Below are 20060 nucleotides of genomic sequence, written 5' to 3' on the forward strand. Positions count from 1 at the left end.
CGGTATGGAGCAGAAGCCACCTACCGCAGTCATCGAGGCAGCCAACCGCGCGCATCTGAATAACCTGCCGTTCGAGGACGCCAGGGATTTCGAGGACGCTGACCGGGGCTTCATCGCCGCGCTCGAACCGTGTGTGGTGAAGGCCGCCGATGGCAGGGGGGTGTGGGACAACGATGCCTATGACTTCCTGAGAGGTGATGCGCCGACGTCGGTGCATCCCAGCCTGTGGCGCCAGTCGCAACTGTGCGCCAAGCAAGGCCTCTACGAGGTGGTCGAGGGCATCTATCAGGTGCGCGGCCTGGACCTGTCGAACATCAGCTTCATCGAGGGCGATACCGGCGTCATCGTCATCGATCCGCTGATCTCCACCGAGACCGCGGCCGCCGCGCTGGCGCTGTACCGGGCGCACCGGGGAGATCGTGAGGTGGTCGCGGTCATCTACACCCACAGCCACGCCGACCATTTCGGCGGCGTGCTGGGGGTGACCAACCAGGCCGACGTCGACGCGGGCAAGGTCGTCATCATCGCGCCGGAACACTTCACCGAGCACGCCGTGCAGGAGAACGTCTATGCCGGCACCGCGATGGCGCGCCGGGCCGGTTACATGTACGGCGCGGCGCTGGACCGTAGCCCGCAGGGCCAGGTCGGCTGTGGGCTGGGGCAGGTCGGCTCGACGGGCGAGGTGGCGCTGATCGTGCCGACCCTCGACATTCGCGAAACCGGGGAGACCCACACCATCGACGGTGTCGAGATCGAGTTTCAGATGGCGCCGGGTACCGAGGCGCCCGCCGAGATGCACTTCTACTTCCCGAAACTCCGGGCGCTGTGCATGGCCGAGAACGCCACCCACAATCTGCACAACCTGCTGACCCTGCGTGGTGCGTTGGTACGTGATCCGCACGGTTGGGCGGGTTATCTGACCGAGGCCATCGACACGTTCTCCGACCGCGCCGACGTGGTGTTCGCCTCGCACCACTGGCCCACCTGGGGTCGCGAACGGATTGTCGAATTCCTTTCGCTGCAACGGGATCTGTACGCCTACCTGCACGACCAGACGTTGCGTCAGCTCAACCAGGGTTACACCGGGGTCGAGATCGCGGAGGCCTTCCAGCTGCCGCCGGCCCTGGAGAAGGCCTGGCATGCCCACGGCTACTACGGTTCGGTGAGCCACAACGTCAAGGCGGTCTACCAGCGCTACATGGGCTGGTTCGACGGCAACCCGGCCCGGTTGTGGCCGCACCCGCCCGAGGCGCTCGGCCCCCGCTACGTCGAGGCCATGGGCGGTGCCGACCGCGTGGTCGAGCTGGCTCAGAAAGCCTTCGAGGACGGTGATTTCCGCTGGGCGGCAACGCTTCTCGACCACGTGATCTTCACCGATGAAAACCACGCGCGAGCCCGCGCACTCTACGCCGACGTGCTCGAGCAGCTGGCCTACGGCGCGGAGAACGCCACGTGGCGCAATTTCTTCCTGAGCGGTGCCACCGAACTGCGGGAGGGAAACTTCGGAACCCCGACCACCTCGGCGTCGCCCTCGCTGCTCGGGCAGCTCACCCCTGAGCAGATCTTCGACACCTTCGCGATCAACGTGAACGGTCCGCGGGCCTGGGATCTCGACCTGGCCATCGACGTGACGTTCCTCGATGTGGCGGTCAACTACCGGCTCACCGTGCGCAACGGGGTGCTGGTCTACCGCGAGGCCGATGCCGACGAGGCGAGTGCGCAGGCCACCGTGAAGCTTGCGAACAAGCTGCGGCTGCTGGCCTTCGCCGCGGGCGATACGACCTCACCTGGGTTGGAGGTCGCCGGTGACGCCGAGGCCCTGCCGTCGCTGTTGGCGGCGCTGGATCGGCCTGATCCGAACTTCGACATCGTGACGCCGTGACGCCATGACGCACAGATGGGTAACTATCGCGCAAAAACGATAGTGTTGGATCCTGGCCATTATTGCTACGCGTACAGAGAGGTGCCCCTTGGACGAGGCGTCCGATCATGTGGTCGAGGTGCCGACCCGCGTGCTTGTGGAGAGCATGGTGTGCGAGGACGGCACCATCGACGCCGGTGAACTCTATGCGGTGGCAAATGCTCTCGGGATGACCGATCAGCAAGTGCGCCTTTGTATTCGGCGGCTGGTATCGGACGGGCAATTCACGCAGTACGGCCGGGGTCGTCGCGCGGAATTGCGTGCGACAGCGAATGCGGACACCAATATCGTGCCCGACGCAGACTTCGTGCGCCTGATGTTCGCGCAGGACCGAGGCGAGGCTCCGTGGGACGGGATCTGGCACATTGTGGCATTCGCGATACCGGAGACGATGCGTCAGTCTCGAGATGCAATGCGGGACGGCATCATTTACCTCGGCGGCGCGCCGATCCAGGGAGGGTTGTACGTCGCAGCCAACTCGTGGGAGTCCCACATCGCCGATCTGGCGTCGAAACTCGGTGTCTCCGACCACTTCACCTGCTTCACGACGACGAACCTGAGGACGGGCGGTACCGATGATCCCAGGGAGATCGCCGCCCGCATGTGGCCGCTGGACACCATCGCGGAGGGGCATCTCCGCCTCGCCTCGGTCGCGCGCACCCGCCTCGCGCGGTTGCGCGGCGCCGAACGCCTGGACGAAGCGGAATTACTCACCATTGCAATCGAACTCGCGGCCGAGTTCACACGGGCCATGAAGCCCGATCCGCTGCTACCACCGGAACTGCTGCCGAGTCCGTGGCCCGGCACGGAAGCGCGGACCCTTGTCGCCGAATGCTGGTCGATCCTGCGGACCCTCGAACCGCAGACCGCCAGGCCCCGTCTGTTCCGTGCCTATGCCGATGTCATCTCCGATGCCCTCTCCGGATCTCACTTCGAACGAGAGCAATGAGCGACACGGTCGCCAGGACAGCGGTCACCACCGTGAACCCGAACCAGAACCGCACCCAGTTGGAGGGGATCGGGATGAGTAGAACGGGGCTGACCACGTACATCATCGCGACGACCCGCAGGCGCTTCTCGTCTGCGAGCTGGTCTTCGAAGCGGGATGCCCGCGCCAGAGCCTGGGAGCCGTAGGCGGCCAGCCCTCCGCTGACAACCTTGCACCACGTGTGCAGGTTCACCCCGAACACGGTGAGCAGCAGCACCAGCCCCAGCAGCTGCGTCCAGTCCGGAACGCGGTCGGCATCGAACTGCGTGAATGGCAGCGTCACCGCCGCGAATAGGATGGCGCCGGACGCCTCGATGGCGACCAGCCGGCGAGCCGGGCGGATCTGCAAGATATCGACCACGATCCGTGACCAACCCCGCGCCACGGATTCAGACGAGGGTCGAGACAGAGGGTCTTTCATCCACCGTCACCTCGTAGGCCTCCGGGTCGAACGTCGCGGTTCGGTCCCGGTACTCCCATGTCTGCCCGGGCCAGATCGTCGTGATGCGACCGGTTGCGTCCTTGTACCAACTGGAGCAACCGCCGCTCGCCCACACCGACGGGGCCAGCCGCCGCTGGAGTTCGTCGTTGTACCGCTGCTGGACGGACGCCGTGACCTCCACCGCTCGCACGCGGAGATCGCGCATGAACGTCAGGCAACTCAATAGGTAGCCGATCTGCGATTCGATCATGTAGATCAGACTGTTGTGTCCCAGGCCGGTGTTGGGCCCCGCCATCAAGAACAGGTTGGGGAACCCGGCGACGGTGGTCCCGAGGTAGGCGTTGGGGCTTCCGCCCCACACTTCATCGAGGGACCGTCCGTCGGCGCCGACCACGACGCGAGTGTGGGATCCATCGGTCACGCGGAATCCGGTGCTGAAGACAAGGACGTCGATGTCGTGGTCCATCTCGTCGCCGCTCGATGATGTGGTCCGCACCGAACGGGCACCGATGCTGTCCAATCGGTCGGTCACGACCGACACGTTCGGCTGGGTCAGCGCGGGATAGTAGTTGTCGGAGAGCAGCACCCGCTTGCATCCGAGGTCGTAGTCGGGGGTGAGCTTCGCGCGGAGCACGGGATCCTGGACTTGACGTTTGAGGTGTGACTCTGCCGACTGCTGTCCCACCTTGCGCAGCAACGAATTCCCCATCAGCGCCGGCACCGACACCTCGCGCGAAAGGTACTCCAGACTGCGCGAGATGCGCTGGAGCACCGGAAACCGGCGGAACAGCGACTTCCGCCAGTTCGGGACCGTCCAGTCATGGCGCGGTGTGATCCACGACGGGGTTCGCTGAAAGACCGTCAGATGAGCGGCATTTCGCTGAATCTCGGGAACGAACTGCACGGCGCTCGCTCCGGTGCCGATGACTCCGACTCGAAGTCCGGACAGGTCCAGCGAGTGGTCCCACCGTGCCGAGTGGAACGATTCCCCCTCGAACTGCTCCATTCCCGGTATCCGGGGTATCGCCGGTTCCGAGAGCGGACCCTGCGCCATGACCAGGATGTCGGCAGTGAGCGGTCCCCTACTGGTCCCGACCTGCCACAGCTGCCCGTCGGTGTCCCATCGCGCGCTGGTGAGTTCGCATCCCAACCGGAGCCGGGGTCGGACCCCGAATCGGTCCGCGCATCGACGGAGGTACTCCGCGATCTCGGATTGCGGGGCAAACCTCTTGCCCCAGTCGGGATTCGGCGCGAAGGAGAAGGAGTACAGGTCGGAGGGAACATCGCAGGCGCAGCCGGGGTAGGTGTTGTCGCGCCAGGTACCCCCCACCTCCGATTCGCGCTCGATGACCAGGACGTCCTTGAAGCCCTCTTGCAGAAGCCGAATGGCCGCGCCTATACCGGCGAAGCCGGCACCCACGACCAGTACTTGAGTGTGCTTGTCCGCGAGGGCGTCCTGGTGCCCTCCGGAGGAAGGCGCGTCGACGGCGCGCTGCGCCTCGATGGTTCGGCGATGTGTTTCGGTCATTGACTGTTCCGTTCTCCGGCGAAGTCGCTCGGTCTCCGCATGGCGATAGTTCATGATAGGTTCGATCGTATAGTAAACGACCGATATGAAATCGTTCGAAAGGCTGGAGGATGAAGGTAGTCGCTTTGGGTGGCCCGGGCGCAATGGGTGTGGTCGCCACGCGGATGGCGGTCGGGATAGCCGGAGTATCGGAGGTGGTGATCGCCGATCGTGATCACGCGGCCGCCGAACGCCTGGCACGCGAACTCACCAGTTCCGGTGTCCCGGTGTCGGCGCGCCGCGTCGACGTGACAGACGAGGACAGCCTGCGCAGCGCCCTCGAGTCCGCGGACGTAGTGCTCAACACGGTGGGCCCGTATTTCCGATTCGGTCTTGCGGTGCTGCGGGCCGCGATCGAGACGCGGACGCACTATCTCGACATCTGCGACGACTGGGAGCCGACGTTGCCGATGCTCGAGCTCGACGAGTCGGCTCGTCAGGCGGGGGTATGCGCGATCGTCGGGATGGGAGCCAGCCCCGGCGTCAGCAACCTGCTCGCCGCCATGGCGGCGCGGGAACTCGATCGCGTCGACGACGTCTACACGGCCTGGCCCGTCAAGGGGGACGACGACAGGGACAACGATCTGCTGGTGGGGCAGGACGGTCGGCCCACTGCCGCTGCCGTGCACTGGATGCAGCAGATCAGCGGGACCGTGGCGACCGTTCGAGCGGGCCAGGTCGTGCAGGAACCGCCACTGCGTCCGGTCGCGTTGTCGCTGCCCGGCGGACGGGCCGGGACCGCGTACACGGTCGGCCATCCAGAGCCGTTGACCCTGCGGCGCACGCTGGGTGTCACGGGCGATTCGGCGAACCTGATGATCATCTCGCCGGGCGTCGTGGCCTACCTCGACGTGCTGCGGACCGATATCGACAAGGGAGTACTCACCAACGAATCCGCGGCGGTGGATCTCGCCGGCCCGTCATGGCGTCGAGGAATTCGTTCCATGGCGCGGTCGGCCAAATTCAAGTCGCCCGGCAACCTGCCGCACTTCTTCGCCGCCGCGATCGGGACGAAGGATGGCGAAGCCCGCACCGTCCTGGCGCGCCTGACCGACGAATCGGCGGGCATGGCGTCGTTGACCTCGGACATGGCGCGCGCGACCGGAACCCCGTTGGCACTCGGCCTGTCCCAGGTGGTCGACGGAACCATCACACGTCCGGGTGTCCACGCGCCGGATGCAGTCGTCGACCTCGACCGGTTCTTCGTCGACCTGGCCGACAGCGTCGGGGACGGTCCGGGAATCGACGCCGTCATCATCGAAAAGTAGGTGACCGCAACGTGTACCGACGACCTGCGGGAAGTTTTGTGGTCGGGGGAACCGGTGAGCCGCTCGTGCTGCTGCACGGTGCGACGATGTCGGCACGGGTGTGGGATCGGCTCCTGCCGGAACTCACCCGGCATCACACGGTGATCGCTCCGACGCTGCCCGGGCACAGCGGAACCCCGGCCACGGGCGCCACCATGACACTGGACGACCTCGTCGATTGGGTCGAATCGGTGATGGACGGGAACGCCGTCTCGGCCGCGCACCTCGCAGGCAACTCCCTGGGTGGGCTGGTGGCGATGGAGTTGGCCCGTCGCGGGCGCGCCAGTTCGGTCGTCGCGATTTCGCCCGCGGGCGGGTGGACGCCAGAAGGGGGCGCGGCGGTGGCGGCCGCGGTCGCCACCGGCCGACGCTTGGCCGAACGACTGCGGCCGGTTGTCCCGACTGCGATGCGGGTTCCCCTGCTCCGGCAGATCGCTTTCGGTGACATCGCCCGGCGCGGCGCTCATCTGAGCCCCGAGGACGCTGCCGCGTCCGTTCTGGACACCGCGGACTCAACGCTGTTCGAGCACTTCCGTGACGTCGCGGTCGCACAACCGTACCCGCGGGGCATGGCGCCGGTACTGATCGTCTGGCCCACCGAAGACCGGGTCATTCCGCTCCGACCGCACGGACTCGGTTGGCGGCAGCTGGTTCCGGACGCCACGTGGAGGTTCGTCGGTGACGTGGGGCACGTACCGATGCTGGACGACCCGGGCCTGATCGCCCGCATCGTTCTGCATTGGACGTCGGCGGTGCTTGAATGATGCCATGCAGACAGGGATCTCACGGGTTTGATTGATCACTTCGTCCACGCCGTGTGCTGCAAACTTCTCAATTTTGTTGGCGGTCCGCGCGGGAAAACCCCACTGTCCCTTGACTCCAACGATCAGCACTGATCACTCCTATAGCTGACACAAACGCCGCAACACTCTCCTTGTAGAGGTTGCGGCGATTGTTGTATGTCCGGAGTTGCGGAGCCGGCAGCGTCCGCCTCGCTACGGCCCGCTGCCATTAGGTCCCGATCGCGGCGCCGGCCCGGCTGGAGGATGCGTCTGCAGCGCAGAACCTGGAACCGGCGTGTTCTGGAGAGCGCCCATACACAGCCCCAAACGCCCTGGCAGGCAGGGGATGTTGGCCGACCCTCCGAAACTGTTGCTCGGGCTATTCTCCGACCAGCAGACCCCGGTGATCGGATCCAAGGTGCAAGGGGCCGAGGCCGCTGTCGGTGCCGCCGTCAAGGCCGCGGAGGCCAACATCGTGCTGCAGAGAGTCGCCAGCAAGACCGCGGGGATCCTGGTTCGGACCTTCCTGTCGTTTACCGCCGCTACGGGGTGATCTTGGTCTGCTCGGCGTTGTCCTCCGGAAGGCGTGTCGGCGGCATGCTGCGGCGCGGTGGTTCGACATGTTGCGGTCATTGTCTGTTCCGTTCTCGGGCGAGGTCCCATGTTCTCCATGTGGCAATAGTTCATAACATAATCGATCGTAGCAGAAACGACCGTATGAAATACGTTCGTATAGTGCGACGGCGGAAGTGCAAGCTCTGGGCCCATGACCTCGGCGGGGTACCCGACCGGTAGTAATATGTCGACGCTGGTCGCCGGGCTGGGGAAGGGTCGGGTCGAGGTGGTCGCCTCGTTGAACCGCCTTGCGTGAGTGAGGTTCCCCCGAAAAAGTCGACTTAGTTGGGTTGCTTTCGGAGTGGCGACTGACAACTCACGGTGAGGTCATCACGCCTCAGGGCAGGCCGCCATCCACCCGCAGGATCGAACCGGTTGTGAAGCTGGACGCATCCGACATCAGAAACAGTGCGGCGCCGACGATCTCGGGCGGATTGCCGGCCCGCCCAAGGGCCAGGTGGCTGAAGGGCTCACCGGCCATGTCCCAGGCCTTGCTGATGTCGGTGAGAAACGGCCCGGCCATCAGGGTGTTGACCCGCACGGTCGGACCGAACGCCTTGGCCAGCCCTTCGGTCATGGCGTTCAGCCCGGCCTTGGCCGCGGCGTAGGGAAGCATGTACTGGTCGGGGCGCAGCGACCCGGACGAGCTGACGTTGACGATGGCGCCTCCGCCGTCGGCCGCCATACGTTCCCCGAGCAGCGCCGAGAGTCGGAACGGCCCTTTGAGATTCAGGTTGAACACCGAGTCGAAGAGTTTCTCGGTGACCGAACCGAGCGACTCGTACAACGGTGACATGCCGGCGTTGTTGACCAGCACGTCGACCATGCCGAACCGCTCGTAGGCGGCCTCAACCAGACCGTCGAGTTGATCCCACCGGCCCACGTGCACCTGATAAGGCAGGGCGGCGCGACCGGTGGCCGCGGTGATCTCCTCGGCCGCGGCCACACAGGAATCCATGTTGCGGCTGGCGATCACCACGTCGGCCCCGCAGCGCGCGGCTCCCATCGCGATCTCCCGGCCCAGCCCGCGGCTGCCGCCGGTGACCAGCACCACGCGATCGGTGAGGTCGAACAGTTCGTCGGCATAGCCCATGTCGCAGCCCTCTCCGGCCGTCCTGCACCGCGGCCCTATGGTGGCACGGTGCAACTGCTTCTCGTCCGTCATGCTCTACCGCTCCGCAGTGAGCCCGGTCAAGGGTCCGATCCCGATCTGTCCGAGGAAGGCATCGCGCAGGCGGAGCGCCTGCCCGCCGCCTTGTCCCGGTTCCCCGTCAGCCGGCTCGTCAGCAGCCCGCAGCGGCGCGCGATCCAGACCGCGGGACCGCTCGCCGCCGAGCTGGGGCTGCAGGTCGAGGTCGACGAACGGCTCGCCGAGTACGACCGCGACATGTCGCACTACGTGCCGATCGAGGAGATCGCGAAGGAGAACCCCGAGGAGCTGGCCCGCCTGGTGAGCGGGCACCTGCCCAGCAGCGTGGACGAGAACGCCTTCATGGCGCGCATCAATGCCGCCGTCGAGGACCTGGTGGCCGCCGGTGACCATGACGGCACCGTCGCGGTGTTCAGCCACGGCGGCGTGATCAACGTGCTGCTCCACGAGATCCTGGGCACCGAGCGGCTGCTGTCCTTCCACGTCGACTACGCCTCGGTCACCCGGCTGCTGTCGTCCCGCTCGGGCAAGCTGGCCGTCGCCTCGGTGAACGGCACCGAGCACGTATGGGACCTGCTGCCGCGAAACGTGCGGTGGTAAACAGTGACCGTGACGAATCTGGAGGGCCTCGACCTCGCCGCGCTGGACCGGCACCTGCGTTCCGAGGGCATTGCCCGCAGCGGTGAGCTCCGCGCCGAACTCATCGCCGGTGGCCGCTCCAACCTCACCTTCCGGGTGTCCGACGACGCCTCGGCGTGGGTGCTGCGGCGTCCGCCGCTGCACGGTCTGACCCCGTCCGCGCACGACATGGCGCGCGAGTACAAGGTGGTGGCGGCGCTGGCCGGCACCCCGGTCCCGGTCGCCCGCGCGGTGACGATGAGCAACGACGACTCGGTGCTCGGCGCGCCGTTCCAGATGGTCGAGAACGTCGACGGCCAGGTGGTCCGCAGCGCCGACGAGCTTGCCGCCCTGGGAGACGAGCAGGTGATCAGCAGCAGCGTCGACGCCCTGATCCGGGTGCTGGCGGACCTGCACGCGGTTGACCCCGACGCCGTCGGTCTCGGCGACTTCGGCAAGCCCGCCGGCTATCTGGAACGCCAGGTGCGCCGCTGGGGTTCGCAGTGGGACCTGGTCCGTCTGCCCGACGATCCCCGGGATGACGACGTCAAGCGCCTTCATCAGGCCCTGGCGGATTCGGTTCCGGCGCAGAGCCGCAACTCGATCGTGCACGGCGACTACCGCATCGACAACACCATTCTGGACGCGCAGGACCCGACGAAGGTCCTCGCAGTGCTGGACTGGGAGCTCTCCACCCTGGGTGACCCGCTGAGCGACGCCGCGCTGATGTGCGTGTACCGCGACCCGATGTTCAACCTGATCCTGAGCATGGAAGCGGCGTGGAGTTCACCGCAGATGCCGTCGGCCGACGATCTGGCCAACCGCTATTCGGTGCAGTCCGGCCAGGAGCTGGCGCACTGGGACTTCTACATGGCGCTGGCCTATTTCAAGGCGGCGATCATCGCCGCCGGTATCGACTTCCGCGCCCGCCAGGGTTCCGAAGCGCCGGGGAGTTCAAGCGTCGGCGCGGCGGTGGCCCCGGCGATCGCTTCGGGACTGCGCGCCCTGGGTTGAGCGTCAGCTGCGCTGGGCGGCCTTGAAGTTCTTCTTGGCAGCGCGGCGCAACTGGAAGATCCGTGCCGACCCGGCGGCGACGGTCAGCAGACCACCGGCCACCGCGGCACCCAGGATGGCCACGCCCGTCGGCAACGACCAATGCCAGCTCAGGAAGGTGAGCGGGACCGCGGCTGTGTTCTGCGCGATGAAGATCAGCAGCACGATCAGCACCAGGAAACCCAGGATCAATGCTGACCACAGCGCCCCGGCGCGGGTCAGTTTGGGCTCGGTGGCCTTACCCGACTTGCCTGTCTTGGCGGCGGGCTTGCCGGCATCGGGGACTTTGCCTGGGTCGGGAGACGGTGGCACCGGCACATTCGGCGTCGGCTCAGGCAAATCGGGCGATGCAGACGGATCGCTGGTCATACTGACATCTTTGCCCGTCAAAGCCTCAATGCAAACCACCATGAGGTAAAGCGCGGCGGCATGTCGGGTGTGCCGTTAGGGTCGTCAGAGGCTGATCGTCCAGCCGCCGTCGCCGAAAGGATGCGCCTGTGCAGCGCAAAACCCTGGCAATCGCGATGACCCTGCTCGCCCTGATCGTGCCGCTGGCGGTGGCGTGCGGAAGCTCCAATCCGCTGGGCGGCGGACCTATCTCGGGTGATCTGAAATCGATCACGGTCGGATCCGCTGACTTCCCGGAGTCCAAGATCATCGCCGAGATCTATGCCCAGGCTCTGGAGGCCAATGACTTTCAGATCCGCAGGCAGTTCGGAATCGGCAGCCGCGAGACGTATGTGCCTGCGGTGCAGGATCACTCGATCGACCTGATTCCCGAGTACACCGGAAATCTCCTGCAGTACTTCGATGCTGAAGCGACAGCCACGACCTCCGACCAGGTGTTGATCGCGCTGCTGAAGGCCGTGCCCGGTGACCTGTCGATCCTGTATCCGTCCCCGGCCGAGGACAAGGACACCCTCGCCGTCACCGCCGAGACCGCCCAGCGCTGGAACCTGAAGACCGTCGCGGACCTGGCCGCGCATTCGGCCGAGGTGAAAGTCGGTGCACCATCGGAGTTTCAGACCCGCCAGACGGGGCTGGTCGGCCTGAAGTCCCGGTACGGGCTGGACATCGCGCCGGTCAACTTCGTCGCGATCAGTGACGGTGGCGGGCCGGCCACCGTGCAGGCGCTGAACAGTGGCGCCGTCACGGCCGCGAACATCTTCAGCACCTCACCGGCGATCGAGCAGTACCACCTGGTGCCGCTGGAGGATCCCGAGAATGTATTCCTGGCCGCCAATGTCGTTCCCTTGGTGGCCTCGCAGAAGATGTCCGATGAACTCAAGACCGTGCTCGACGCGGTATCGGCCAAGCTCACCACCGAAGCCCTGATCGAGTTGAACACCGCGGTGGAGGGCAATGCCGGCGTTGATCCCGACGAGGCGGCCGAAAAATGGATCAAGGAAAACGGATTCGACAAGCCGGTGACCAAATGATCACCTTCGAGAACGTCACCAAGCAGTACCCCGACGGCACGGTCGCCGTCGACAACCTCAATCTGAAAGTGCCGCAAGGCACGCTGACAGTGTTCGTCGGCCCGTCGGGCTGCGGCAAGACCACGTCGATGCGAATGATCAACCGAATGATCGACCCCACCTCGGGCACCCTCACGGTCAACGGGGAAGACATCAGCACGGTCGACCCGGTCAAGCTGCGGCTCGGCATCGGCTACGTCATCCAGAGTGCCGGGCTGATGCCGCATCTGCGGGTGGTCGACAACGTCGCGACGGTGCCGGTGCTGCGGGGTGAATCCCGGCGCAGCGCCCGCAAGGCCGCGATCGGCGTGATGGAACGGGTCGGGCTCGACCCGAAACTGGCCGACCGCTACCCGGCGCAGCTGTCCGGCGGGCAGCAGCAGCGCGTCGGGGTGGCCCGCGCACTGGCCGCGGACCCGCCGATCCTGTTGATGGACGAGCCGTTCAGTGCGGTAGACCCGGTGGTCCGCGAGGATCTGCAGGCCGAAATCCTGCGATTGCAAAGCGAATTGCGCAAGACCATCGTCTTCGTCACGCACGACATCGACGAGGCGGTCAAGCTCGGGGACAAGGTTGCGGTGTTCGGCCGCGGCGGAGCCCTACTGCAGTACGCCGATCCCGCGTTCGTCCTGTCGAATCCGGCCAACGAACTCGTGTCGGGATTCGTCGGTGCCGACCGCGGTTACCGCGGGCTGCAGTTCTTCCACGCCAGCGGGCTGCCACTGCACGAGATCAAGCACGTCGACGAGGACGGCATCGATGCGCTGAACCTGAGCCCGGGAGAGTGGCGGCTTGTCATCAAATGCGGCACACCGTTCGCGTGGATCAACGCCGAGGGTGTCGAGGTGCACCGCAAGGGCAATGAGCTCTACGACAGCACCATCGGTGGTGGGTCCTTCTTCCCGCCGGACGGCAATCTGCGGCAGGCGCTGGACTCCGCACTGTCCTCACCGAGCGGGCTCGGTGTGGCGGTCGACGAGGACGGCAAGCTCGTCGGGGGTGTGCGCGCCGACGACGTGCTCGAGGCACTCAAGGAGCAGCGCCGCGTCCCGGAGCTGGGGTAGCCCATGCGATACCTGCTCAACCATCTCGACGACCTGTGGGTGCTGACCGTCGTGCACCTGCGGTTGTCGTTGGTGCCGATCGTGCTGGGCCTGCTGATCGCCGTCCCGCTGGGAGCAGCGGTTCAGCGCACCACCGCACTGCGGCGGATGACCACGCTGACCGCGAGCGTCATCTTCACCATCCCGTCGCTGGCGCTGTTCGTGGTGCTACCGCTGATCATCCCGACCCGCATCCTGGATGAGGCCAATGTCATTGTGGCGCTGACGCTTTACACCACCGCCCTGTTGGTGCGGGCGGTGCCCGAAGCGCTCGACGCGGTGCCCGAGCAGGTGCGTGACGCGGCGACGGCGATCGGGTACCGGCCGCTGGTACGGATGCTCAAGGTGGAACTTCCGCTCGCCATCCCGGTGTTGATCGCGGGACTGCGGGTCGTCGCCGTCACCAATATCTCGATGGTGTCGGTGGGCTCGGTGATCGGTATCGGCGGCTTGGGTACCTGGTTCACCGAGGGCTACCAGTCGAACAAGAGTGACCAGATCATCGCCGGGATCATCGCGATCTTCGTGCTGGCCGTCGTCATCGACAGCCTGATCATGCTGATGGGCAAGGTCATCACGCCGTGGACTCGGGTAGCCCGCAAGCCCCGGCGCATCAAGGCGGCCGCATGAACTTCCTACAGCAGGCACTGGACTTCATCTTCACCGCCGCCAACTGGGGCGGGCCCGCCGGCCTGGCCGCCCGCATCGTCGAACACCTGCAGTACACCGTGGTCGCGGTGCTGGCCTCGGCGGTGATCGCGATCCCGATCGGCCTGCTCATCGGGCACACCGGGCGCGGCACCTTCCTCGTCGTCACCGGCGTCAACGCCCTGCGCGCCCTGCCCACGCTCGGCGTGCTGCTGCTCGGGGTGCTGTTGTGGGGGCTGGGTCTGGTGCCGCCGACGGTCGCGTTGATGCTGTTGGGCATCCCGCCGCTGCTGGCCGGGACCTATGCCGGCATCGCGAACGTGGATCCTGCCGTAGTGGATGCGGCGCGGTCGATGGGCATGACCGAGCGCCGGGTGCTGTTCGGGGTCGAGGTGCCCAACGCGCTGCCGTTGATCGTGGGCGGCCTGCGCACCGCGACGCTTCAGATCGTGGCGACGGCGACGGTCGCCGCGTACGCGAGCCTCGGGGGTCTGGGCCGGTATCTGATCGACGGCATCAAGGTGCGGCAGTTCCACATCGCGCTGGTGGGTGCGCTCATGGTCACGGCGCTGGCCTTGATTCTCGATGCCGCGTTGGCCTTCGCGGTGTGGTTGTCGGTGCCCGGTAGTGGCCGGTTGGGGTTCGGCAATATCGGTGGGCGACGCCTACCCCAGCCGTTGCTCGGTGACGAGATCGCACTCGAGTCGCGTCCGGCCGGGAGTTCCGGACTCGGCTACAAAGGCCGCGTGTCGTCGCATACGGTAGACGGGTGAGTGACCAGAAGGACCGTGCCTGGCCAGCAGTGTTGACGTGGCGGGCGCACGATGTATCCCGGATGGAGTCCGTTCGGGTTCAGCTGTCGGGCAAGCGAATCAAGGCCTACGGCCGGATTGTGGCCGCCGCCACCGCGTCGCACCCGGCTTTCTCGGCCTCCTATGACCTGGTCACCGACGAGACCGGGGCCACCAAGCGGTTGTCGCTCAGCGTCACGCTGGCCGAGCGGGAACGCCAGCTCTCCATCGCGCGCGACGAGGAGAACATGTGGCTGGTGCAGGACCACACCCAGACCAAGCGCTCGGACTTCGGCGGCGCGCTCGATGTCGACGTCGTCTTCAGCCCGTTCTTCAACGCGCTGCCGATCCGGCGGACCGGCCTGCATGAGCGGGCTGAGTCGATGACCCTGCCGGTGGTCTACGTGCGGTTGCCGGACTTCTCGGTGGAGACCGCCAGCATCAGCTACAGCAGCTCCGGTCCCGGAGCCCCGGTGAAGCTGCACTCGCCGGTCGCCGACACCACCATCACGGTGGATCCCGACGGCTTCATCCTTGATTACCCAGGACTGGCAGAGCGGATCTGATCACCCCGCCGGCTCGTCCGGCGGCCGCGAGCTCGGCCCGCCAGTTGTCCGTGCCCACCACGGTGGTCATGATCTCGGGGCGGCTGAAGCTGTCGTAACGCATCCGAGCGGCATGGCCGGTCTCGACCAGGTCGGCCACCGAACCCGTGGCTGCCAGCGTTTCCTTGGCGCGGGTCAGCAGTTCGATGCCGTGCTCGAGGGCGGGTAGCAGCTGGTCTGCGTTGGCCTCACACATGGCCCGCACCAGGTCCGGTGCGGTGGCCGCTACCCGGGTGCCGTCCCGGAACGACCCGGCCGCCAGGGCGAAGGCCAACGGGATCTCGCCGGCGGTCAGGGCCAGGGTTTCGGCGAACAGGTGTGGCAGGTGGGAGATGGCGGCCGCGGCGGCGTCGTGCTCATCGGAGCGGGCCGGTACCACGACGGCGTGGCAGTCCAGTGCCAGCTGGGTGACCAGGGACCAGACCCGAGCGTCGACGTGATCGTCCACGCTGACCACCCACGGGGCCCCGGTGAACAGTGCGGCGTCCCCGGCCGACCAGCCCGAGTGGGCGGTGCCTGCCATCGGATGACCGCCGACGAAGTTCGGCAACAAGCCGGCCCGCCGCACTTCGTCGAGCACCGCGCCCTTCACGCTGGTCACGTCGGTCAGCGGGCACAGCGGCGCGGTCTGCCGGATGTGGTCGAGCATCTGCGGCATGGCCGGCATCGGTACCGCAAGCACGATCAGCGCGTTGCGGTCAGCGGCCCGGCCCAGGGCCTCGTCGAGGTTCTCGGTGGCGTCGAACCCGTCGAACTTTGCCGCGGCGACGGTCTCCATCGACCGGTTGTAGCCGAAGACCTCGCGGCCGGTCCCGGCGGCGGCACGCATCAGCGATCCACCGATCAGGCCGAGGCCCACCACGCACACCGGTGTGTTCGTCACGCATCAAGATTGGCATACGGGCTGTGCCGGGGCCGAAGGTGATCCCTGTCAAAATTGCTGGTCGGCGACTACCGTAGGCGGGCATGGGAGCACAGCGTGCGCCGGCAGACCTGCCCGATGGCTTCGGAGTGGCCGTTGTCCGGGAGGACGGCAAGTGGCGGTGCGCCCCTATGCGTTCGTCCTCGTTGAAGAGCCTGACCGCGGCCGAGACCGAGCTGTGTGAGCTGCGCAGTGCCGGGGCGGTCTTCGGGCTGCTCGACGTGGATGACGAATTCTTTGTGATCGTGCGGCCGGCACCTGCGGGAACGCGGTTGCTGTTGTCGGATGCGACGGCTGCGCTGGACTACGACATCGCCGCCGAGGCGCTGGAAAGCCTGGATGCGGACCTCGAACAAGAGGATCTCGAGGACTCGGATCCGTTCGAGGAGGGCGACCTGTCGGTGCTGTCCGACATCGGTCTGCACGAGGACGTGCTCGGCGTGATCCTGTCCGAGACCGACCTGTACGCCGACGAGCAGATCGGCCGGATCGCCCGCGAGATGGGTTTCGCCGATGAGCTGTCGGCGGTGCTCGACCGGCTCGGTCGGTGAGTGCCTCTGACGACGCCCTGATCCGCGCGGCGCTGGAGGCTGCCCGGACGGCCGGTCCTCGCGATGTGCCGATCGGCGCGGTGGTGTTCGCCGCCGACGGCACCGAGCTGGCCCGCGCCGCCAATGTCCGTGAGGCCACCGGGGACCCTGCCGGGCATGCCGAGATCGTGGCGATGCGCGAGGCCGCCCGGGTGCTCGGCGATGGCTGGCGGCTGGAAGGCGCGACGCTGGCGGTGACCGTCGAGCCGTGCACGATGTGCGCGGGTGCTCTGGTGCTGGCCCGGGTGGCGCGGGTGGTGTTCGGCGCGTGGGAACCCAAGACCGGGGCGGTCGGCTCGCTGTGGGACGTGGTGCGCGACCGCAGGCTCAACCACCGTCCCGAGGTGGTCGGCGGAGTCCTGGCCGACGAGTGCGCGGCCCTGCTGGAGGAGTTCTTCGCGGCCCAGCGGTGAGTGGGTGTCGGTGGCGCCCCGAACTCGCGCCGAGTGTGGATTGGTTGCGAGTTTTCGGCCGATTCTTCGCAACAGATCCACTCTCGCCGGTTGAGAGCGCGTATCAGCACCCGTGCCGGCCACGATTAGGGCTTGCGGCGCTCGCCCGGTAAGCTGCCACACGGTGGCGTGTCCGAGCGGCCTAAGGAGCACGCCTCGAAAGCGTGTGACGGGTAACCCCCGTCCGAGGGTTCAAATCCCTCCGCCACCGCCATAAGCCCCGCCTCCTGCTTACGCAGGTGGCGGGTTTTTGGTTTCGGGTCCCCTTGCACAGTCGTCACAGTGCCCGCCCATCGGGAGACAACCGCAGCACCGGGATGGTCCTGATTCCGTCGGTGCGCCTTTTGTACACGCCCCAGCCTTTGTTGAGCCGGTCGGTGGCCAGGGTGTAGAGCCGGTCGCGGTCTGACCCGCTGACCGATGTGCAGCTCGCATTCCGGATGGGCGAGCAGGTTGTGATACCAGCCGGGGTGGCGGTCACGCCCGTAGTTGGAGGCGATCAACATCACGTCATCGCCATCGGTGAAGTAGGCCAGTGGGGTTTCGAACTTCTTGCCGCTGCGTGCGCCGGTCGAGGTCAGTACGAGCACGGGGACGCCCTGGCTCAACCGCATCCGCCCACGGCTCGCGTTCAGCACCGGGGCCTCCAGCGACACGACGAACCGCCGCCACACCGCCGCGGCCCGCTCGGTGGTGAACAGCTTGCCCCCGATCAACCAGAAGAACTCCCGCTTCCACAGCGGTCGGATCTCCAGGTTGACCCGGGGGATTCCGTTGAGCGAGCCGGACATGGTGCAGCCCTACTCGATCCGCGTCCACGGCGCGAAGGCGTTGCGTTGCCCCCGCAGCGAGGGCTCGAGCTCGGGATAGTGACGCAGCAGCACCGAGGTCATGTCGTTGCGGTCGATCCAGTCCATACCTTCGGGGGTGTAGACGCGCGGCGTGAAGTCCACGGTGAAGAAGCGGTCGCTCTTCAGGCGTCGGGTCGCCATCAATACGAAGATGCGGAATGCGGTGTCGCTGAATCCGAATCCCTCGGGCAGCTTCTCGCCGAACATGCCGACCGTGGTGTCGACCTTCTCGATGTCGCCCCCGTAGATCTCGGCCATCGTGGCGGCCGTCTCGGCGTCGCCGCCGCTGATCTGATCGAAACTCGTCACCGGATTCAGCCGTAGTGCGCGGCGGAAGTCGTTGTAGCGCGGGACCCCACGTTCGCGGGAACGCAGGATGTCGGTGGCGATCATGTCGAGCGTGTGCTCGTCGGTGCGCTGGAAGTCCCGCATGAAGGTCGGGCTGTTGTGCAGGGTGACCGCACCGGGATGGGCGACGCCCAGGGAGTACAGGCTTTCGGCCACACCCATGCTCTTGAGTACCCCGCGGGAGTTCGCACCGCCGTGGATGTCACCGAAGGTGAGCATGCGCGGCTCGACTCCGGTTGTGAGGCTGAGGAATTCGTAGTCGTCGGGAACCAGCGGATGCATCCGGTAGACAGTGACGAAGTCCTCGGTGATCGAGTACGGCGCGGTGTGGTGGTCGGTCGTCGAACCAGGGATGCCGCTGAGCACATCGCTGGAACTCAGTCGGCCGAACAAGTCCTTGACATGCTCTCCGGCCAAACCGAACCAGTTGGCCCGCATGCCGATCTGCAGGGTCGGATGGCCGAGGATCGCCGGGGTCCATTCGATGGTGTGGATCTTGGCGATCAGTGCGGCATTGATCAGCCGCGCCTTGTTGAACAGCTGATCGTCGGACCAGTGCGAGTACGACGCCTTCAGACGGTCGCAGATCGCGTTGTGCTCGCGCATGAAGATCGTGCCCATGAGCTCCATGCCCAGCCACCACCCGTCCGCGCCGCCGGCAGCGCCGATCAGGGCCGGGTCGATGTCGATGAACCCGTCGGCGTCGATGCGCACCTTGCCGTCCCGATGGGTGCGGACGGAGTCCTGGAACTGTTGGTTGCTGCCGTAGATCTGCGAGGCATCCCACCAGTGGGTCTCGGTGTTCAGGAAAGTCGTGCAGGTCGTGTCGTTCCGCTCCGCCGTGGGGTCGGCGGTCGTGGCGGGGATCTTGATGGTGTCCTCGGGCCAGTCGTCACCGTCGGGTCGGGGAATCTCCAGCATTCGATTGGCGTCGGTGCCGTGGCTGAACCAGTCCCGGGTCTCGAACTGCAGCCAGGCCGCGGCCAGCACGTTGAGCGTGGTGGCCGGCCGGAATTCACGGCGTTGCAACAGCTTTGTGCTGATCAGTCGGGGATTGGGATCCATCAGCTGCGGCATATGCTCGGCGCGGCCCTCCTTCAGCGGCACATTGCGTCCGAATCGGGTGTTGGCCATGCCCATCGACGGGGCGGCAATGTCGTTGTAGGAGCCGTTGGCCGTCCGGACGGTCAGGTATTCGGTCGGGACCAGCGCCGGTGCCTCCGGTGGCCGGCCCTGATAGGTGTCGAACAGGTTGTGTTCGCGCAACGCGTCTCGGATCCCGACCAGCACCGAGATCCCCAGTATCGGAGGCAGTTTGTCCCAGCCGATCCGGCGGTCGATCAGCTCAGTGGCCTTGAGGAACAGCCTGGTGGGCAGTGACGGCTTCGGGGGTGGCGTCCAAGGTGACATCGGGGCGTCCTTTCCATACGACGATGGCGAGAGCGGTGTTGATTGCGGAGATGACGGTGGCCGTCACGCCGTGACGGCGCGGCAGATCGCCGCGGGCTGTGGTGACGGCGGCCGACAGTGTGTCGGTGGCATGGATCAGGACGGCGAGGTTCTCGGCCCGACGCAGTTCGCTGCCTCGCAGTAGGAACAGATCCAGCCCGATCAGCACGGTCCTGATGCCGAACATCCGGAACGGATAGCTCGCCGAACGGTCGCGGGTGGTGTCGACTCCCAGTCGGGTGAGCAGTCTTTCGGGCGCCACAAGGGCGGTCGCGCCATTGATGATCCGGATCACCGCGAGTGCGGTGCGTGCTGCTGTCGGGCTCAGCATGTCTAGATCTTGGGTGTTCGCCGGCGCCGGTGCATGAGTAGTCGGCTAC

The 20060-nt window shown here is 66.4% G+C and carries 21 protein-coding genes, 1 tRNA gene and 1 pseudogene; 15 read left to right on the plus strand and 8 right to left on the minus strand.

Going from position 1 to position 20060, the window contains the following annotated elements; genetic code table 11:
* The first annotated feature begins 4 nt into the window (after nucleotides 1–4).
* Both ACWEFV_RS27625 and ACWEFV_RS27630 read left to right on the plus strand, forming a co-directional pair.
* The gene (locus ACWEFV_RS27625; protein ID WP_450072511.1) at nucleotides 5–1882 is read left to right on the plus strand and encodes an alkyl/aryl-sulfatase; all 1878 of its coding nucleotides are present in this window, start codon (nucleotides 5–7) and stop codon (nucleotides 1880–1882) included.
* Nucleotides 1883–2027: 145 nt separating this feature from the next.
* Nucleotides 2028–2870: a PaaX family transcriptional regulator C-terminal domain-containing protein gene (locus tag ACWEFV_RS27630; protein WP_450072592.1), complete on the plus strand. Its 843-nt coding sequence runs from the start codon at nucleotides 2028–2030 to the stop codon at nucleotides 2868–2870.
* Here the strand turns inward: ACWEFV_RS27630 and ACWEFV_RS27635 are convergent.
* Together ACWEFV_RS27635 and ACWEFV_RS27640 are read right to left on the minus strand one after the other, a co-directional pair.
* Entirely contained in the window at nucleotides 2824–3270 is a 447-nt protein-coding gene (locus ACWEFV_RS27635; RefSeq protein ID WP_450072512.1) for a hypothetical protein, read from the minus strand. The two genes, ACWEFV_RS27630 and ACWEFV_RS27635, sit on opposite strands and share 47 nt — an antisense overlap.
* A gap of 28 nt (nucleotides 3271–3298) precedes the next feature.
* Nucleotides 3299–4879 (minus strand): flavin-containing monooxygenase, encoded by a 1581-nt coding sequence (locus ACWEFV_RS27640; protein ID WP_450072513.1) that lies wholly within the window; start codon nucleotides 4877–4879, stop codon nucleotides 3299–3301.
* Between the two features lie 110 nt (nucleotides 4880–4989).
* On the opposite strand from ACWEFV_RS27640, the gene ACWEFV_RS27645 reads away from it, so the two are divergent.
* The 3 genes from ACWEFV_RS27645 to ACWEFV_RS27655 all read left to right on the plus strand — a co-directional run bounded on the left by ACWEFV_RS27645 (nucleotide 4990) and on the right by ACWEFV_RS27655 (nucleotide 7560).
* Nucleotides 4990–6186, plus strand: a complete 1197-nt coding sequence (locus tag ACWEFV_RS27645; protein WP_450072514.1) for a saccharopine dehydrogenase family protein — start codon at nucleotides 4990–4992, stop codon at nucleotides 6184–6186.
* 38 nt (nucleotides 6187–6224) lie between these two features.
* Nucleotides 6225–6989 carry an alpha/beta fold hydrolase gene (locus ACWEFV_RS27650; RefSeq protein WP_450072515.1) on the plus strand — a complete coding sequence of 255 codons (765 nt, stop codon included), beginning with the start codon at nucleotides 6225–6227 and terminating at the stop codon, nucleotides 6987–6989.
* A gap of 364 nt (nucleotides 6990–7353) precedes the next feature.
* Nucleotides 7354–7560 carry a hypothetical protein gene (locus ACWEFV_RS27655; protein WP_450072516.1) on the plus strand — a complete coding sequence of 69 codons (207 nt, stop codon included), beginning with the start codon at nucleotides 7354–7356 and terminating at the stop codon, nucleotides 7558–7560.
* A 399-nt stretch (nucleotides 7561–7959) separates the two neighbouring features.
* Here the strand turns inward: ACWEFV_RS27655 and ACWEFV_RS27660 are convergent, their stop codons facing one another.
* Entirely contained in the window at nucleotides 7960–8715 is a 756-nt protein-coding gene (locus ACWEFV_RS27660; RefSeq protein WP_450072593.1) for an SDR family NAD(P)-dependent oxidoreductase, read from the minus strand.
* Nucleotides 8716–8763: 48 nt separating this feature from the next.
* Here ACWEFV_RS27660 and ACWEFV_RS27665 point away from each other — a divergent pair, with 48 nt between their 5' ends.
* Nucleotides 8764–9372, plus strand: a complete 609-nt coding sequence (locus ACWEFV_RS27665) for a histidine phosphatase family protein (protein ID WP_135459371.1) — start codon at nucleotides 8764–8766, stop codon at nucleotides 9370–9372.
* 9 nt (nucleotides 9373–9381) lie between these two features.
* Entirely contained in the window at nucleotides 9382–10404 is a 1023-nt protein-coding gene (locus tag ACWEFV_RS27670; RefSeq protein WP_135459370.1) for a phosphotransferase family protein, read from the plus strand.
* A gap of 3 nt (nucleotides 10405–10407) precedes the next feature.
* On the opposite strand, the gene ACWEFV_RS27675 is transcribed toward ACWEFV_RS27670, so the two are convergent.
* Nucleotides 10408–10812 (minus strand): LapA family protein, encoded by a 405-nt coding sequence (locus tag ACWEFV_RS27675; protein WP_135459369.1) that lies wholly within the window; start codon nucleotides 10810–10812, stop codon nucleotides 10408–10410.
* A 155-nt stretch (nucleotides 10813–10967) separates the two neighbouring features.
* Between ACWEFV_RS27675 and ACWEFV_RS27680 the strand changes: the two genes are divergently transcribed.
* The 5 genes from ACWEFV_RS27680 to ACWEFV_RS27700 are packed head-to-tail and all read left to right on the plus strand — an operon-like array spanning nucleotide 10968 to nucleotide 15029.
* Nucleotides 10968–11882: an ABC transporter substrate-binding protein gene (locus tag ACWEFV_RS27680; RefSeq protein WP_135460322.1), complete on the plus strand. Its 915-nt coding sequence runs from the start codon at nucleotides 10968–10970 to the stop codon at nucleotides 11880–11882.
* Nucleotides 11879–12985 carry an ABC transporter ATP-binding protein gene (locus ACWEFV_RS27685; RefSeq protein ID WP_450072517.1) on the plus strand — a complete coding sequence of 369 codons (1107 nt, stop codon included), beginning with the start codon at nucleotides 11879–11881 and terminating at the stop codon, nucleotides 12983–12985. The genes ACWEFV_RS27680 and ACWEFV_RS27685 overlap by 4 nt, the downstream gene beginning before the upstream one ends.
* Nucleotides 12986–12988: 3 nt before the next feature.
* A complete protein-coding gene (locus ACWEFV_RS27690; protein WP_450072518.1) occupies nucleotides 12989–13654 on the plus strand; it encodes an ABC transporter permease in 666 nt (221 codons plus the stop codon).
* Nucleotides 13651–14445: an ABC transporter permease gene (locus ACWEFV_RS27695; RefSeq protein WP_450072519.1), complete on the plus strand. Its 795-nt coding sequence runs from the start codon at nucleotides 13651–13653 to the stop codon at nucleotides 14443–14445. Before ACWEFV_RS27690 ends, ACWEFV_RS27695 begins: the two co-directional genes overlap by 4 nt.
* A complete protein-coding gene (locus ACWEFV_RS27700; RefSeq protein WP_135459365.1) occupies nucleotides 14442–15029 on the plus strand; it encodes a putative glycolipid-binding domain-containing protein in 588 nt (195 codons plus the stop codon). The genes ACWEFV_RS27695 and ACWEFV_RS27700 overlap by 4 nt, the downstream gene beginning before the upstream one ends.
* Here the strand turns inward: ACWEFV_RS27700 and ACWEFV_RS27705 are convergent.
* Nucleotides 14992–15936, minus strand: a complete 945-nt coding sequence (locus ACWEFV_RS27705) for a prephenate dehydrogenase (RefSeq protein ID WP_450072594.1) — start codon at nucleotides 15934–15936, stop codon at nucleotides 14992–14994. The two genes, ACWEFV_RS27700 and ACWEFV_RS27705, sit on opposite strands and share 38 nt — an antisense overlap.
* 98 nt (nucleotides 15937–16034) lie before the next feature.
* Between ACWEFV_RS27705 and ACWEFV_RS27710 the strand changes: the two genes are divergently transcribed.
* From ACWEFV_RS27710 to ACWEFV_RS27720, 3 genes are all read left to right on the plus strand, one after another.
* Nucleotides 16035–16541, plus strand: coding sequence for a tRNA adenosine deaminase-associated protein (locus ACWEFV_RS27710; RefSeq protein ID WP_135459364.1), 507 nt, complete (start codon nucleotides 16035–16037; stop codon nucleotides 16539–16541).
* A complete protein-coding gene (locus ACWEFV_RS27715) occupies nucleotides 16538–16993 on the plus strand; it encodes a nucleoside deaminase (RefSeq protein ID WP_135459363.1) in 456 nt (151 codons plus the stop codon). The genes ACWEFV_RS27710 and ACWEFV_RS27715 overlap by 4 nt, the downstream gene beginning before the upstream one ends.
* Before the next feature lie 162 nt (nucleotides 16994–17155).
* Nucleotides 17156–17246, plus strand: a tRNA-Ser gene (locus ACWEFV_RS27720).
* A 238-nt stretch (nucleotides 17247–17484) separates the two neighbouring features.
* Here the strand turns inward: ACWEFV_RS27720 and ACWEFV_RS27725 are convergent.
* The 3 genes and pseudogenes from ACWEFV_RS27725 to ACWEFV_RS27735 all read right to left on the minus strand — a co-directional run.
* Nucleotides 17485–17823, minus strand: a pseudogene (locus ACWEFV_RS27725) (nitroreductase/quinone reductase family protein); the annotation flags it as partial.
* 9 nt (nucleotides 17824–17832) lie between these two features.
* Entirely contained in the window at nucleotides 17833–19641 is a 1809-nt protein-coding gene (locus ACWEFV_RS27730; protein ID WP_450072520.1) for a peroxidase family protein, read from the minus strand.
* The gene (locus ACWEFV_RS27735) at nucleotides 19577–20011 is read right to left on the minus strand and encodes a hypothetical protein (protein ID WP_450072521.1); all 435 of its coding nucleotides are present in this window, start codon (nucleotides 20009–20011) and stop codon (nucleotides 19577–19579) included. Before ACWEFV_RS27735 ends, ACWEFV_RS27730 begins: the two co-directional genes overlap by 65 nt.
* Between the last annotated feature and the right edge of the window lie 49 nt (nucleotides 20012–20060).

This window comes from Mycobacterium sp. NPDC004974 (genome assembly GCF_053600815.1).

What these genes read in the sequence shown, in the direction of transcription:
- ACWEFV_RS27630 (WP_450072592.1), top strand. Translation starts at nt 2,028, where the DNA reads ATGGTGTGCGAGGACGGCACCATCGACGCCGGTGAACTCTATGCGGTG.
- ACWEFV_RS27695 (WP_450072519.1), top strand. Translation starts at nt 13,651, where the DNA reads ATGAACTTCCTACAGCAGGCACTGGACTTCATCTTCACCGCCGCCAAC.
- ACWEFV_RS27685 (WP_450072517.1), top strand. Translation starts at nt 11,879, where the DNA reads ATGATCACCTTCGAGAACGTCACCAAGCAGTACCCCGACGGCACGGTC.
- ACWEFV_RS27655 (WP_450072516.1), top strand. Translation starts at nt 7,354, where the DNA reads ATGTTGGCCGACCCTCCGAAACTGTTGCTCGGGCTATTCTCCGACCAG.
- ACWEFV_RS27710 (WP_135459364.1), top strand. Translation starts at nt 16,035, where the DNA reads ATGGGAGCACAGCGTGCGCCGGCAGACCTGCCCGATGGCTTCGGAGTG.
- ACWEFV_RS27730 (WP_450072520.1), bottom strand. Translation starts at nt 19,641, where the DNA reads ATGTCACCTTGGACGCCACCCCCGAAGCCGTCACTGCCCACCAGGCTG.
- ACWEFV_RS27680 (WP_135460322.1), top strand. Translation starts at nt 10,968, where the DNA reads ATGACCCTGCTCGCCCTGATCGTGCCGCTGGCGGTGGCGTGCGGAAGC.
- ACWEFV_RS27645 (WP_450072514.1), top strand. Translation starts at nt 4,990, where the DNA reads ATGAAGGTAGTCGCTTTGGGTGGCCCGGGCGCAATGGGTGTGGTCGCC.
- ACWEFV_RS27660 (WP_450072593.1), bottom strand. Translation starts at nt 8,715, where the DNA reads ATGGGCTATGCCGACGAACTGTTCGACCTCACCGATCGCGTGGTGCTG.
- ACWEFV_RS27675 (WP_135459369.1), bottom strand. Translation starts at nt 10,812, where the DNA reads ATGACCAGCGATCCGTCTGCATCGCCCGATTTGCCTGAGCCGACGCCG.
- ACWEFV_RS27690 (WP_450072518.1), top strand. Translation starts at nt 12,989, where the DNA reads ATGCGATACCTGCTCAACCATCTCGACGACCTGTGGGTGCTGACCGTC.
- ACWEFV_RS27735 (WP_450072521.1), bottom strand. Translation starts at nt 20,011, where the DNA reads ATGCTGAGCCCGACAGCAGCACGCACCGCACTCGCGGTGATCCGGATC.
- ACWEFV_RS27640 (WP_450072513.1), bottom strand. Translation starts at nt 4,879, where the DNA reads ATGACCGAAACACATCGCCGAACCATCGAGGCGCAGCGCGCCGTCGAC.
- ACWEFV_RS27625 (WP_450072511.1), top strand. Translation starts at nt 5, where the DNA reads ATGGAGCAGAAGCCACCTACCGCAGTCATCGAGGCAGCCAACCGCGCG.